General features: G+C 41.8%; 12 protein-coding genes and 1 riboswitch. Of the genes, 5 read left to right on the top strand and 7 right to left on the bottom strand.

Annotated elements, in window-relative coordinates:
* Positions 1 to 69: 69 nt before the first annotated feature.
* On the top strand, positions 70 to 2106 hold the full coding sequence (locus EA772_RS14485; RefSeq protein WP_124913835.1) for a glycoside hydrolase family 65 protein: 2037 nt from the start codon (positions 70 to 72) through the stop codon (positions 2104 to 2106).
* A 63-nt stretch (positions 2107 to 2169) separates the two neighbouring features.
* Here the strand turns inward: EA772_RS14485 and treF are convergent, their stop codons facing one another.
* Positions 2170 to 3777, bottom strand: a complete 1608-nt coding sequence (treF, locus tag EA772_RS14490) for an alpha,alpha-trehalase TreF (protein WP_124913836.1) — start codon at positions 3775 to 3777, stop codon at positions 2170 to 2172.
* 183 nt (positions 3778 to 3960) lie between these two features.
* Between treF and EA772_RS14495 the strand changes: the two genes are divergently transcribed.
* Entirely contained in the window at positions 3961 to 4983 is a 1023-nt protein-coding gene (locus EA772_RS14495; RefSeq protein ID WP_124913837.1) for an LLM class flavin-dependent oxidoreductase, read from the top strand.
* An 87-nt stretch (positions 4984 to 5070) separates the two neighbouring features.
* Here EA772_RS14495 and EA772_RS14500 read toward each other — a convergent pair whose 3' ends face one another.
* The 5 genes from EA772_RS14500 to EA772_RS14520 all read right to left on the bottom strand — a co-directional run bounded on the left by EA772_RS14500 (position 5071) and on the right by EA772_RS14520 (position 8981).
* On the bottom strand, positions 5071 to 5334 hold the full coding sequence (locus tag EA772_RS14500; RefSeq protein ID WP_010603307.1) for a Trm112 family protein: 264 nt from the start codon (positions 5332 to 5334) through the stop codon (positions 5071 to 5073).
* On the bottom strand, positions 5331 to 5975 hold the full coding sequence (locus EA772_RS14505; protein WP_246833940.1) for a thiamine phosphate synthase: 645 nt from the start codon (positions 5973 to 5975) through the stop codon (positions 5331 to 5333). Before EA772_RS14505 ends, EA772_RS14500 begins: the two co-directional genes overlap by 4 nt.
* Entirely contained in the window at positions 5972 to 7018 is a 1047-nt protein-coding gene (locus EA772_RS14510; protein ID WP_124913839.1) for an AIR synthase family protein, read from the bottom strand. Before EA772_RS14510 ends, EA772_RS14505 begins: the two co-directional genes overlap by 4 nt.
* A gap of 7 nt (positions 7019 to 7025) precedes the next feature.
* Positions 7026 to 7742 carry a class I SAM-dependent methyltransferase gene (locus EA772_RS14515; protein WP_124913840.1) on the bottom strand — a complete coding sequence of 239 codons (717 nt, stop codon included), beginning with the start codon at positions 7740 to 7742 and terminating at the stop codon, positions 7026 to 7028.
* An 84-nt stretch (positions 7743 to 7826) separates the two neighbouring features.
* A riboswitch (TPP riboswitch) is annotated at positions 7827 to 7928 on the bottom strand.
* Between the two features lie 57 nt (positions 7929 to 7985).
* Positions 7986 to 8981 (bottom strand): SDR family oxidoreductase, encoded by a 996-nt coding sequence (locus EA772_RS14520; protein WP_116170127.1) that lies wholly within the window; start codon positions 8979 to 8981, stop codon positions 7986 to 7988.
* A 229-nt stretch (positions 8982 to 9210) separates the two neighbouring features.
* Here EA772_RS14520 and EA772_RS14525 point away from each other — a divergent pair, with 229 nt between their 5' ends.
* The 3 genes from EA772_RS14525 (at position 9211) to EA772_RS14535 (ending at position 13539) form a co-directional block, all read left to right on the top strand.
* Entirely contained in the window at positions 9211 to 10059 is an 849-nt protein-coding gene (locus EA772_RS14525; protein ID WP_124913841.1) for an NAD(P)-dependent oxidoreductase, read from the top strand.
* A 722-nt stretch (positions 10060 to 10781) separates the two neighbouring features.
* The gene (locus tag EA772_RS14530) at positions 10782 to 11336 is read left to right on the top strand and encodes a ferritin-like domain-containing protein (RefSeq protein ID WP_124913842.1); all 555 of its coding nucleotides are present in this window, start codon (positions 10782 to 10784) and stop codon (positions 11334 to 11336) included.
* Between the two features lie 10 nt (positions 11337 to 11346).
* Positions 11347 to 13539: a catalase gene (locus EA772_RS14535; protein WP_124913843.1), complete on the top strand. Its 2193-nt coding sequence runs from the start codon at positions 11347 to 11349 to the stop codon at positions 13537 to 13539.
* Between the two features lie 39 nt (positions 13540 to 13578).
* On the opposite strand, the gene EA772_RS14540 is transcribed toward EA772_RS14535, so the two are convergent.
* Complete coding sequence (locus EA772_RS14540) at positions 13579 to 14073, bottom strand: ankyrin repeat domain-containing protein (RefSeq protein ID WP_124913844.1); 495 nt, start codon at positions 14071 to 14073, stop codon at positions 13579 to 13581.
* Between the last annotated feature and the right edge of the window lie 106 nt (positions 14074 to 14179).

Genomic DNA, 14179 nt, shown 5'->3' on the forward strand with positions numbered 1-14179 from the left:
GATTGACTAATCTGATGGCAATTCGGCCTTTTGTTTATTCTAATTTTCTTCTTTCATCAACATATGTCTATGAAAAAAAACGTACTTTTCTTTCTATTTAATATTCTATCTCTTGTAGTTACAGCACAGGATCCCTGGAAAATCAGTGCCGATAAAATCGACCCCGGTAAATATTTCGGCATTACTGCAGGCAACGGGATAATCGGTATCGTTTCCTCTCCTCAGCCGTTTAAGGTAAAAAATGTAGTGCTCGCCGGCACTTATGATACATATGGACGTGGCCGTGTAAGTAATTTTTTAAACGGTTTCAATCTGCTTAACATGTATCTGGAAATTGATGGAAAAAGGCTTGATGACCAAAACACAAGCAATATGCAGCAAGAGCTTGATATGCATCATGCTGCATTCACCACAAAACTGACTTATGGAAAAAAGGCAAACATTAAATATACCTACTACGCACTTCGCCATTTGCCTTTTACAGTATTAATGGATGTTACCATTACGGCCAACGAAGATTTTAAATTAACGGCAGCAAGTGTGATGGAAACGCCTGATGCACTTCGTGATGTGGAAAATTACTATAATGAAATTGACAGGCCACATGTAACGCTGAGCCTGTTGACATCAACAGCAAAAAGCCCGACAGGCAAATTGCAGTTGTGCGCTTCCAATAGTTTCTTATTTAATGAACAGCATGGAAGCGAGCCAAAAATTATCCACGAAATGTGGGATAATAACAGCCATTTAATGAAGTTTAGTAAAGTGATTAAAGCCGGGGAAAGTTATCGCTATAGTGTTGTGGGCAGTACAATAAGTTCTGCCCAACATGCCGATCCGCTTAACGAAGCCGAGCGTATGACTATTTTTGCTAAACTCGAAGGTCGCGATCGATTAATCCAATATCATAACGCCGCCTGGGATGAACTGTGGAAATCGGATATAATTATTGAAGGAGATCCGCAGGCACAACAAGATGTACGCAGTATGCTTTACCATTTAACCTCATTTTCGAGGGCGGGAACATCTTACTCGCTATCGCCAATGGGCTTGTCTGGTTTGGGTTATAATGGCCACGTATTCTGGGATACAGATATCTGGATGTTTCCGGCAATGTTGGTATTGCATCCTGATATTGCAAAATCTTTAATTGAATATAGATTTGAAAGACTGGAACCGGCACGGAAAAATGCTTTTTCACATGGCTTCAAAGGTGCAATGTATCCCTGGGAAAGTGCAGATTCGGGTGTGGAAGAAACACCTGTCTGGGCTTTAAGTGGACCATTCGAGCACCATATCTCGGCAGATGTTGCCCTGGCTGCATGGAATTATTATTGTGTTACACAAGATAAGGTCTGGCTTAAAGAAAAAGGATGGCCAATTTTATCTCAAACAGCCGAATTTTGGGCCAGCAGGGTAGAGCGAAGCGGACCGAATCAGTTTGATATCAAAAATGTAGTTGCCGCAGATGAATGGGCGGAGAATGTAGATAATAACGCCTTCACAAATGCAGCTGCAAAACTGAATCTTAAAAATGCGAATTTGGCTGCAGCTGTTTTGGGGTTGCCGCAAAATAAGGATTGGGCGTTGGTTGAAAATAATATCCCGATTTTAAAATTTCCTGATGGCGTTACTAAAGAACATGCCACTTACAAAGGCGAGGGTATAAAACAGGGAGATGTTAATTTGCTTGCGTATCCTTTAAAAAGTATTACAGATAAAAATCAAATTTTAAAAGACCTGGCTTATTATGAAACCAGAGTTCCAGATGAAGGTACACCTGCCATGACTCATGCCATTTTTGCTTTACTTTATGCCAGAACGGACCATGCAGAAAAGGCTTATAAATATTTTAATGAGGCCTACCAGCCGAACCTGAATCCACCGTTTCGGGTTATTGCCGAAACAAAGGGTGGCACCAATCCATATTTTGCAACTGGCGCCGGCGGTGTTTTGCAAAGTGTGTTGATGGGCTTTGGTGGGTTAAATATTACCAATAAAGGTATCGTACAAATTCCATCAGTTTTACCAGCCAAATGGAAATCAATCAGAATTACTGGTGTAGGTACAGAAAAGAAAACTTTTTCGGTTACCAATAAAAATTAATAAAAAACGGATTGCGACTTTAGAAAGATTTGCAATCCGTTTTTCTGAGCTTTACTGAGTAAATTACTTATCTTTCATCAGTTTTAGCAGTACGCCATTCGTCCATCCAAAACCATCCTGCAAAGGATATTCTCCACCGCCACCTTTGCTGTTTGTTTCCACTACGTTATATTTTTCCATCAACTTGCCGGTTTCTTTAAAAACAGCGATGTTCTGGTTAATCCATCTGCTAGTGATGTCATCCGCAAGTTTATCAAAACCATAATGATGCAAACCTTTTATGCTGATGTATTGCAATGGAGCCCAGGCATTTGGTGCGTCCCATTGTTCTTTTGATGTGGTTAATGTGGTAATTAATCCGCCTGCTTTTAAAAAATCCTTTTCAATTTTTTCAGCAACTAATTTTACCTGAGCCGGAGTGGCCAGTTTAAAGTATAGTGGAAAAGATGCCGCTAAGGTGAATTGATTTGATAATGACTTCGTTTTCCAATTGTAATCGGTAAAAAAGTTCAAATCAGTGTTCCAGAAATATTTTAAAATTGCTGTTTTCCGTTTAGCTGCCCGGGCGTAAAATAAAACGGCTTTAACCTTATTTCCAGCTTGTTGATTCGCAGCTGCAATGGCAATTTCAAGGTTGTACATTAAGGTGTTCAAGTCTACAGGTAGCAAATCTGTAGTAATGATCTGGCTAAAATTCTTTCCATCTGCAAACCAGCGGCTGCTAAAATCCCAACCCGATTCTGCAGCCGATCTCACATTGCGCAAAAATACAGCAGGTTGTTGTTTTGTTAACTTTGCAGCTTCAAAATCTTCTCTGTACGATTCTTCTCTTGGTACATCACCCGCATCATAGTAGCGGTTTAAAAGGGTTCCGTCTGCCAGTTTTACGCTGTGGTTGATGGCAGTACCATTTTTAAGCTGGGCTCCGCCCTTCATCCAGAAATTATATTCTTTCTCCAATACATCTTTATAATCAGCCAGTTTGGTGTCAGTATTATTTTGGGTAAGCAGCTGAACCATTGCCGCGAAGAATGGAGGTTGCGATCGTGTTAAATAATAACTTCTGTTCCCATTTGGGATAAAACCATATTGATTAATGAGGTAAGCAAAATTATCAATCATGTCTTTCATGATTTTGGTTTTGCCTGCTTTTTGTAAACCAAGCATCGTAAAATAGGAATCCCAGTAGTATATTTCCCTAAAGCGCCCGCCCGGAACAATATATGGATGAGGAAGCGGCAATAATGAAGTTTTGAACTTGGAGACAGTATCTGGATTTCTTTTCAGCACAGTCCACAAGGTATCCAGATGTTTTTCAATTCCAGCATTTATATCCGATTGATAAACTGCATTATGATTCTCTGGCATTGAAAAATTTTCCGCTACGAAATTTTTCAGGTTAAATGTAGCGAGTTTTTTTTGCGCATCGTAAGCGGCCATAATGGCTGAGGGATCCTTTTTAGGAATGGCATCGACAAAGGATTTTCCATCAGGATAGATTCTTGCTAATTGTACTTTTTCGAATAAATCAGGATAGGTCTGTCGTGGGCTCAGTTCTTTTTGTGCAAAAAGTTGAGCCGATGCCATCAACAGAAAGACAAACAGGGTCACTTTAAAAGAAAATTGGTTAGGGATTGGATTTTGATTGATCAATAGCTTGTGTTGATTCATATTTGGTTATTGTATGATTTAAATTTAGGCATTTTACTTTAAATCCGGCGATGCCATTTTTAATTATAGCATTACTATAAAAACAATGCCGCTTGTGCATAAAACCACTATTATACCCGTTATGACCAATCCGTGACTTTTGTTTTAACTGGCTAAGCTTATCTTAGCTTGAAACATTAGTTCATGAAGAATATAGGATTTTTATCATTCGGACATTGGTCTAACCACCCTTCTTATCAAACCCGCACCGCTGGGGATACTTTACTTCAGTCGATTGATCTGGCTGTAGCTGCGGAAGAATTGGGTTTAGATGGTGCGTATTTCCGTGTTCACCATTTTGCACGCCAGCTGGCTTCGCCGTTTCCTTTGCTTGCTGCAATTGGCGCCAAAACCAGCAAGATTGAGATTGGCACAGGTGTGATTGATATGCGTTACGAAAACCCATTGTATATGGTTGAAGATGCCGGTGCAGCTGATTTGATTTCAGGTGGCCGCTTACAACTCGGGATTAGTCGCGGCTCCCCGGAGCAGGTGATCGAAGGGTATAAACATTTTGGCTACCAGCCTGCTGCTGGTGAAACAGATGCAGAAATGGGCCGTGAAAAAGCATTGACGTTTCTGGAAAAACTGGAAGGTGTTGGCTTTGCTCAGCCCAATCCAAATCCCATGTTCCCAAACCCGCCGGGATTATTAAGGTTGGAGCCTTATTCTGAAGGGCTGCGGGAGCGAATTTGGTGGGGTGCAGCATCTAACGCCACGGCTATTTGGGCAGCAGAGAAAGGAATGAACTTGCAAAGTTCTACCCTGAAGTTTGATGAAAACGGAAAACCTTTCCATATTCAGCAGGCTGAACAAATCAGGTTGTATAAGGAAGCATGGAAAGCTGCAGGGCACAAACGTGAACCAAGGGTTTCGGTAAGCCGTTCGATTTTTGCACTTGTTAATGATCAGGATCGCTATTATTTTGGGCAGCAGGCAAGGGGTGCAGATAGTTTTGGTTACATCGAGGCTGATCAGCGTGCGGTTTTTGGGAAGAGTTACGCAGCAGCGCCCGACCAGTTAATTAAAGAACTTGCGGAAGACGAGGCAATTAAAGAAGCAGATACCTTGTTGTTGACTATTCCAAATACTTTAGGTGTTGATTACAATATTCATGTAATTGCCGCTATTCTGGAACATGTTGCCCCTGGCTTAGGTTGGCGATAATTTTCAGTCAGGGTTGAAATTGCATCATCAGATAGCTCATTAAATAAAAAAATCACTTAAGAAAAGCTTAAGTGATTTTTTTTATGTCTAGTTTTTGGGAACCAGCTGCATGTCGCTAAGCCCATGTTCCAGTTTCCACTTTTCTATGATAGGTTGTTCCAGTTCCATCTGGCGGTACTCGTCAGGCGACATGATGGGTACACCGTGTACAATTGGATACTTCCTTTTACAGTATGCACAGGTTAGTATTCCCTCCAGGATATTCAGGTTGATATCCTTCGTAAAAATATCCAGTTTAAGATCTTTTTTATCGAAAGGGCAACATAATTTTTCTATGGTTTTTATTCTCATGATAATTGTTTTTTAGTTAATGCATCCTGGTAGGCCAGGGTTTGCTGTTTGGGATTTTTCGCGTTGAGTATGCCTGATATTACGGCCACGCCATCAAAATCTATTTTTTGTTTCAGGGTTGCTGTGTTTTCTGGGGTAATTCCACCGGAGATGAAAAGCGGAATGTCGGTTAATTTGCCAGCCTGTTCCACGGTTTCAGGAAGTACAATGGTACAACTGCCGGCGGAACGTGAAGGAAACATCGAACAAAAAGAGATATAGTCCAGTTGATTTTGGTGTGCCTGAATAACTGTTTCAAGGTTTCCAGAACAAGTTACGCCTGCTATAAATGCTTTACCTATTGTTTTTTTAATTGAAGGAAGATCAACTGGAAAAGCATCAAAATGTACACCATCCAATGCTGATGTTTCGTTTAAAAGAGCCCATTCCTGGTTAATTAGGAGCGGTACGTGATACGGTTTGGCTAATGCGCTAATTTCCTGTATAAAACTCAGCTTGTTTGTTCCTTCCGGCCAATGGTTCCAGATTTGCAACACATCAATGCCGCCTTCGAGTGCAGCCTTGAGCTTATGAAATAATAATTGTTTTTCCATGCCGGGATCAATAACCAGATAAATGCCGCCTGCGATTTTTTTGCTCATTTCCATCCTTTATTTAATGCGTTAAAAAAAGCTCCCCAGTACGGATCGGTAGCGAAATAGGGTAGGTTAAAGATTTCGTCCTGATCAATCAATTGATATCCCTGTTCTTTAGCGGTAAATTTTCCGATCACAGTTGCCTGTATGTTGTGCTGAGCAAGCTTTTCGATTAAAAGCTTAGCCTTTAATTTGTCGACAGCCATTACCGTGCTACCTGCACCTACACAAAATCTGGGGTCGAGTTCGAAAAGACTACAAACCTGGCGAACCGTATCGCTAACAGGAATTTTTTGGTTTTCAAGGATTACCCCATTTCCCGAAGCGACAGCCATTTCATATACCGCACCTAAAACACCACCCTCGGTCACATCATGCATGGCGCTTACCATAGTTTCCTCATCATGAGTCGCTAATAGTGCCTCTTCTAAACTAGAGGTTTGATAGAATAGATCACAGGCATGTGTATAAGCTTCCTTTCCTAATTTATTGATTACCATTTCCGGAAAACTCATGGCTAATATCGCTGTTGAAGATATGGCGCATTGTTTGGTTACAATGATCAGGTCTTCTGGTTGTGCATATTTACTGAGCAGAATTTTATCGGCTGGCGCTGTAAGCACCATGGTTCCGCCACCGGCAATCGTAGAATTTTGACCTGATACCTTTCCGGTGTGGCCACCAGTAATGGATACGCCAATTTCTGCACAGTATTTATGGATTAATCCCCAGTAGGTATCAAGATTCTGCCTGGTTAAATAATCTGGTAGGTTGAGCACCATTTGCGCATACATGGGTGCGAAGCCTGTAGTACCCATATCGTTGGCCATCAAATGAACAGAGAGCCATGCTGATTCCTGCAAACCAAGTGAAGGAATCAAGGATAAAGGATCACTGGTCATGGCCAAAGCAAGCCCGCCGGGCAGGTTGATCACCGAAACATCTACACCAAATGCCGGTCCGCAGTGCACTTCTTTACGATCTTTTCCACAACGCTGAAGTATCATGCCCTCAAAGTCGTCATTGTTGATTTTTCCTAAGTCCATCATTTTCGCTTTAATCTTTGAAGTGAACATAAAGGCCAAAGAAATCGCCATAAGGCAAACTCCATTGTTGAAGCGGAAACCATTTTGGAAGCCCTGTACAGGTCCATTCAATGGTATATTCACGACCTTTCAAGGCTTCGTGGATTTTATGAGTCAAACCTTGTGGTGTATAAAAATTTGCAGTTACATAAAAGGGATTTTTACCAAATGCCTGCTGAATTCTCCTTCGGAAAAATTTCGGTGAATTCCGATTCATCATGCCAAAGGCGATACCCCTTTTTCCTACCCGGGCAGCTTCTTTAATTACCTGAATGGGATCTCGATAATATTCGAATGTGGTAATGAAAGCGACCGCATCGAAGCTGTGATCTTTAAAAGGCATGAAGTGGGAATCAGCATTGACAAGGTCTCCATCGAAAAGGTGGACAGCCTGGCCCAGCATAAAAGGAGAAAGATCTGCACCTGTAGCTTCGATTCCAATTTCTTTCCACCATCTGGTAAAACGTGTGGTACCGCAACCAAATTCAAGTAATTCTTTAATTTCCGGGTTGCTGCCAAGCAGTTGCGCCATTACTTTCTTCTGCCATACTTCAGCACGCTTGTAACGCCCTTCGTACCATTGTTCATAGGTATCGGTATGTTCGCGGTTAAAAAACCATTCTTTTCTTCCCTGCCAGTTGGTAAGGCTTTCTGAAAGAACACTAAAGCTTTTTTGTTCTAATTGCATATGTCTAAAAATTTAAGGCCTGTCAGCTAACCGGATCTCCGGATAGTGAACAGGGCTTAAATTCAGACAGCCGAGCAGCCGCAATCATTTGAGCCAGTGCATCCCTACGCCGGTATTATCCGTGTCAGGTTCGCGGGTATTCATCTCAGCCTTTAACTCAAGTTAAAAGCACCCCGTGCAACAATGCCAAATATATAGATTTTAGTTTAAAAGACTAATTGAAAGTTAAAAGTTTAGGGGGATTTACGGTTGGCCACCGCCACCCATTGCACCATAAATCTGTCCGGTTGAATAACTGGCGCTGTTATCGGCCAGCTGCACATAAATAGAAGCCAATTCTGCCGGTTGTCCTGGTCTGCCCATAGGAGTTGCTTTTCCGAAGCTGGTCAACTTTTCATTGGTTGCACCACCGCCCACCTGTAAGGGTGTCCAAATAGGACCGGGGGCTACACCATTTACCCGAACGCCTTTAGGAGTTAGGAATTTCGCCAGTGATCGAACCGTACTGGTATTCGCTGCCTTGGTTTGGGCGTAGTCGAACAGTTCTGGTGAAGGATCATTGGCCTGTTCGGAAGTGGTGACGATAATGCTTGAACCAGGTTTAAGGTGGGGAATGGATGCTTTTAACAGCCAAAACGGGCCATAGATATTTGTTTTTATCGTGGCATCGAAATCCTCGGTGCTAATGTCCAATATCGAAGGTTTAGTTTGCTGGCGGGCTGCATTGCTTACCACGATATCTAAACCGCCCAGACGCTTCACGCTATCTTCTACCAGGCGTTTGCAAAAAGATTCTTCACGCAAATCCCCGGGAATCGCGTATCCTTTTCTTCCGGCTTTGGTAATTAGCGCAATTACTTCTTTGGCATCTTCCTCTTCGGCTGGTAAATAATTGATTACCACATCGGCTCCTTCCCGGGCAAATGCAATGGCTGCAGCCCGGCCCATGCCTGAATCGCCTCCGGTAATCAGCGCTTTTCTTCCGGTCAATCTGCCTGAGCCTTTGTAACTTTCTTCGCCATGATCTGGACGGGGATCCATTTTGCTGGCCAGGCCAGGAAATGGTTGTTGCTGCGGTTTAAAAGGAGGACGTGGATATTTTGTCGTTGGATCTTGTAAGGCTGCCGGAGCAGAAAATGCCACGCCATCTGTTGCAAAAGCAGGTGATACGGCCAGGCCTGCAATACCTACGCCAAGGCCGGCTACGGCTTGTCGTCTGGTCATCAATTCTTTTTTCATAGGGTTAATGTTTTAAGGTTATTGTTTTCGGGATTATTTTTTGCTGGTGAACTACATGAATGCACTTTCAGCTCATACTTTAATCTTTGCCATCAGTAAATTTTAACATCTGCCAAACAACATTGGTTTTGCGTATGCTAACACCATTAAGAATAATCTGGCAAATCTTTTATTTACCACTGAGAAAGCTGAAGAACTCCTTACCTTTAATCCATAAATAAAATCATCAATGAAAGCATTTTTAGGCATGGGCCTCTTAGGTTCAAATTTTGTTAAAGCGATGCTCCGTAAAGGAGATCAGGTACAGGTATGGAATAGAACAGCTGCGAAGGCTAAGGCACTGGAAACAGATGGTGCAACAGCTTTTGATGATGTTGTTGATGCCGTGAGGGGAGTGGATTATATTCATCTCACGCTTAAAGATGATGATACCGTTAATCAGGTTCTGGAATTGGCAAGTACAGGTTTTAAAACTGGTGTGATCATTATCGATCATACAACTACCTCAGTGAATGGTGCCATTGAACGAACAGCTTACTGGAAAGATAAAGGATTTACCTATTTGCATGCACCAGTATTTATGGGGCCGCCGAATGCTTTGGAAAGCACCGGAAATATGTTGGTTTCGGGCGATCAGGAAGTAATCAAAACAGTTCAGGATGAGCTTTCAAAAATGACGGGTAAACTTTTAAACTTCGGCTCAGAAGAAGGTAGAGCTGCCGCTATTAAACTCTCTGGTAATCATTTTCTTATATCTCTTACGGCAGGGCTGTCAGATACGCTGGCTTTGGCGAAATCTCTAGGCGTTCCTACTACTGATATTTCGGATTTGTTTGCAGTCTGGAATCCTGGTGCGGGTGTGCCTGCACGACTAAATAAAATTCTTACAGGCGATTTTGGTAAGCCTTCCTGGGAATTAGATATGGCCCGCAAAGATGCTGGTTTAATGATCAGCGCTGCTCAGGAAAAAGGAGTGAAATTAAATGTATTGCCTGCAGTCGCTGCTGAAATGGATCAGTGGATAGAGAATGGACATGGTTCCGATGACTGGAGTGTCATTGCGAAAAATAACATTTGATAAAAACGTCAATGGCAGTTGTCATTGCGAGGGCGTATTTTATGACGGTGGCAATCTTATTTTTTACAAATGAGATTGCTTTTCCCGATAAAGAATCGGGATCGCAATGACGAAAATAGAACGTCAATTGTAGCAGGAATGATGTTTAGGGCAGTCGTTCATAGCGAGGGCGTATTTCATTACTGCGGCAATCTTATCTTTTACAAATGAGATTGCTTCTTCCGATGAAGAATCGGGATCGCAATGACGAAAATAAAACGTCAATGCTAACAGGAATGATATTCAGGGCTGTCGTTCATAGCGAGGGCGTATTTCAGGACCGTGGCAATCTTATTTTTTACAAATGAGATTGCTTCTCCCGATGAAGAATTGGGATCGCAATGACGAAAAGAAAACTCAATAGTGGCGTATCTGACAAACAGATTATTCTAGTTGTCAACATTGAGTTGGTCTTTGACTCGATGCAGACTGACAATAATTGTGCTTAACGACATTATTTAATCTCTCAATTAGTTTGTTGGGGTTTCCAGACTTCGCAACTATCAATCCAGTATTTCTGGCTCGCGGCAATGTTAATTATTTGTTTAGGTTATGATTTCAAATATCTGATTATGAATAAAATATAATATTAATATATTTGTACAAGTTATCGAGCCAATAATAAACAAAACTTATGTTTCCAATTTAGGGTTGTTAGGTGAACATACCTAATAAAACATACCATGGCTAAAAACGATACTGGTAGCGATCCAAAATTTGCTTCCAAAACCACTGTGCAGGAATCTCCGGCACTTACCGCACTTTTCAAAGATTCCATTGCAGATTTATTTTGGGCGGAGAACCATTTGGTTAAATCTCTTCCTAAAATGATTTCAGCAGCGACATCCGCAAGCCTAAAAAAGGCCATCACATCTCATTTGGAAGAAACTAAAACTCATGTAACAAGGTTAGAGCAGGTTTTCGAATTGCTGGATGAAAAGGCAATTGCCAAGAAATGCGATGCTATGGAAGGCTTAACTAAAGAAGCTGAAGGCATTGTTGAAGAAACAGAGGCTGGAACAGCTACACGTGATGTGGGAATTGTGCTGGCTTCGCAAAAAGTAGAACATTATGAGATTGCCAGTTATGGAGGTCTGCATCAATTGGCGATTACATTAGGGCTTGATGAGGTGGCTTCATTGCTTGAACAAACTTTAAATGAAGAAAAGCAAGCTGATGTAAAGCTAACAGAAATTGCAGAGAACGATATTAATTACAAAGCTGCTGAAGAAGCATAACCGAGATATTATGGTAAAGAAAAACACTCAGCAATCGCCTGAGCCCTCACAACAAGAGAACGATAAAACAAAAAAACTGGAGTCATTCATCGCCGATTCAACCGGCGAATCGCTGACAACCAATCATGGTGTAAAAATTAATGATGATCAGAATTCACTCAAAGCAGGAGAAAGGGGGGCAACACTTCTGGAAGATTTTATTTTGCGTGAAAAAATTACCCATTTTGATCATGAAAGAATTCCAGAACGCATTGTACATGCCAGAGGTTCAGCAGCCCATGGGGTTTTTAAAGTTTATGAAGACCAATCGGCATTAACACGTGCTGCTTTTTTAACAGATCCTGGTCAGGAAACACCTGTATTTGTCCGTTTTTCTACCGTTGCTGGCTCCCGTGGATCGACAGATCTTGCCCGTGATGTGCGTGGATTTGCTGTAAAGTTTTACACGCAGGAAGGCAATTTCGATTTGGTAGGCAATAACGTTCCTGTATTTTTTATTCAGGATGCAGTGAAATTTCCGGATTTGATTCACGCGGTAAAACCAGAACCAGATAATGAGATGCCTCAGGCAGCTTCAGCACATGACACTTTTTGGGATTTTATTTCCCACCTTCCTGAATCGGCACACATGATTATGTGGGCAATGAGTGATCGGGCTTTACCGAGAAGTTACCGCATGATGGAAGGGTTCGGCGTCCATACTTTCCGTTTTGTCAATGCTCAAGGTGTTTCCAATTTTGTTAAATTTCACTGGAAACCTTTATTGGGCGTACACGCGGTTGCCTGGGATGAAGCACAAAATATTTCAGGTAAAGATCCTGATTTTCACCGACGCGATCTTTGGGATGCCATTGAAGCCGGTGCTTTTCCCGAATGGGAATTAGGGGTGCAAATTATTCCTGAAGAAGATGAATTTAAATTTGAATTCGACATTCTCGATCCGACAAAGCTCATTCCCGAAGAACTTGTACCTGTGCAACGCATTGGGAAGATGACCCTGAATAGAAATCCTGATAATTTCTTTGCGGAAACAGAGCAGGTAGCCTTTCATGTTGGGCATGTGGTTCCAGGTATTGATTTTACAAATGATCCATTGTTGCAAGGACGTTTATTTTCATATACCGATACACAGTTAATCCGTTTAGGCGGCCCGAATTTTCATGAAATTCCGATAAACCGGCCAGTGGTTCCTGTGCACAATAATCAGCGTGATGGTTATATGCGACAAACTATTAACAGAGGAAAAACCAGTTATGGGCCAAATGGTCTGGCAGCAAACGATCCGCAACAGGTAAAAGCTGCAGATGGTGGGTTTGTAAGTTATAATGAACGCATTGATGCCAGGAAAATCAGAGCCAGAAGCAGAAGTTTCTTTGATCACTTTTCACAGGCGAGGTTATTTTTCAATTCACAAAGTGATCCTGAACAGAACCACATCATCGATGCATTAAGTTTCGAACTGGGAAAAGTAAAAGCAGTAGAAATTCGCGAAAGAATGCTGGCAGTGCTTGCCCAGATTGATAAAGGCCTGGCAGGTGCTGTAGCATTTGCATTGGGTTTACATGTACCAGATATTGCGCTTGAATCATTGAATAGCAGTATTCCGGCTGATGGAGATCCTGCAGATTATGCTTCCCTAAATCCTGAAGGCAGTCTGGCGGCTTCAGCGGCATTAAGTATGGCTGGAACAATAAAAGATACCATTAAAACCCGTAAGGTAGCTATTCTTGCCGCTGATGGGGTAGATGGAGCTTCATTAAGTACAGTTAAAGATGCGCTTGTAGCAGCAGGGGCAGTGGTGCACATCGTCTCGCCTAAACTGGGCAAAATTATCTCACAGGAAGATCAGGAGATTGTTCCTGATGAAAGTTTCCTTACCGCGGCTTCGGTATTATACGATGCGGTTTATGTGCCTGGCGGAACAAATTCAGTAGCTACTTTAGAAGCTGAAGCTAATGCCATTCATTTCTTAAATGAAGCATTTAAACATTGCAAAGCTATTGCAGCAGATGAACAGGCAGTACAAGTTTTGGAATCGACGTATTTCTATAAAAAACTTCCGGCAGAATATTCGAAAGAGACCGTTTTAAGAGAAGGCGTTTTAGTTTCAGGTCAGGCTGATGAATTGAGCAGTACCTTTAAAGAAATGATTGCCTTGCACCGGTTTTGGGAAAGGGAAAATCCTAGAAAAATTCCGGCATAAAAATAAAAAGGAGGATTTTACATCCTCCTTTTTTTATAATTAAAAGCTAATTTTCTGACTTGCTTCGGTTAGCATTTGTTGTCCGGTTTCATTGCCTTGCAAGGCTGCGTAATCCAATGCCGATTGCCCTCTATGATCTACCTTATTTACATCTGCACCTTCTTTTATCAATAAAGCAAGCACATCGTTTCTGCCAAACATTGCTGCAAACATCAATGCGGTGCCTCCGTTACCATGTTGCAGGTTTAAGTCTGCACCTTTATCAATCAGTATTTTTGCAATATCAAGATAACCTTTAAAAGCAGCACCCATCAAGGCTGTATTTCCCCCTTGGTCTGCAGCGTTAATATCCGCACCCGCATCTATTAAAAGTTTTACTGCTTGAGGTTGATTGTTGTAGCCCGCGATAATCAAAGCGGTATATCCTTTTTCGTCAGTAAAATTCAGATCCGCCTGTCTGCGGATCAATTCGTTTAATACTTCGATTTCGCCTTTGCGGGCTGCCGGAATTAAGAGTAGGTTGATGTTTTCCATATGCTATAAAACCCTTTGCATCTTTAAATGTTTTATTGATTGATTTTTGCTTCCAGGCATTTCAGTTATATATCAGTTAGATAAGTATTAAGGATTTAAAACAGCT

Origin of the sequence: Pedobacter sp. G11 (genome assembly GCF_003860265.1) — a bacterium.
GTDB classification, from domain to species: domain Bacteria; phylum Bacteroidota; class Bacteroidia; order Sphingobacteriales; family Sphingobacteriaceae; genus Pedobacter; species Pedobacter agri.

Coding starts and splice junctions, on each gene's coding strand:
- treF (WP_124913836.1), bottom strand. CDS start 3,777: ATGAATCAACACAAGCTATTGATCAATCAAAATCCAATCCCTAACCAA.
- EA772_RS14505 (WP_246833940.1), bottom strand. CDS start 5,975: ATGAGCAAAAAAATCGCAGGCGGCATTTATCTGGTTATTGATCCCGGC.
- EA772_RS14540 (WP_124913844.1), bottom strand. CDS start 14,073: ATGGAAAACATCAACCTACTCTTAATTCCGGCAGCCCGCAAAGGCGAA.
- EA772_RS14515 (WP_124913840.1), bottom strand. CDS start 7,742: ATGCAATTAGAACAAAAAAGCTTTAGTGTTCTTTCAGAAAGCCTTACC.
- EA772_RS14525 (WP_124913841.1), top strand. CDS start 9,211: ATGAAAGCATTTTTAGGCATGGGCCTCTTAGGTTCAAATTTTGTTAAA.
- EA772_RS14500 (WP_010603307.1), bottom strand. CDS start 5,334: ATGAGAATAAAAACCATAGAAAAATTATGTTGCCCTTTCGATAAAAAA.
- EA772_RS14530 (WP_124913842.1), top strand. CDS start 10,782: ATGGCTAAAAACGATACTGGTAGCGATCCAAAATTTGCTTCCAAAACC.
- EA772_RS14520 (WP_116170127.1), bottom strand. CDS start 8,981: ATGAAAAAAGAATTGATGACCAGACGACAAGCCGTAGCCGGCCTTGGC.
- EA772_RS14510 (WP_124913839.1), bottom strand. CDS start 7,018: ATGATGGACTTAGGAAAAATCAACAATGACGACTTTGAGGGCATGATA.
- EA772_RS14535 (WP_124913843.1), top strand. CDS start 11,347: ATGGTAAAGAAAAACACTCAGCAATCGCCTGAGCCCTCACAACAAGAG.
- EA772_RS14485 (WP_124913835.1), top strand. CDS start 70: ATGAAAAAAAACGTACTTTTCTTTCTATTTAATATTCTATCTCTTGTA.
- EA772_RS14495 (WP_124913837.1), top strand. CDS start 3,961: ATGAAGAATATAGGATTTTTATCATTCGGACATTGGTCTAACCACCCT.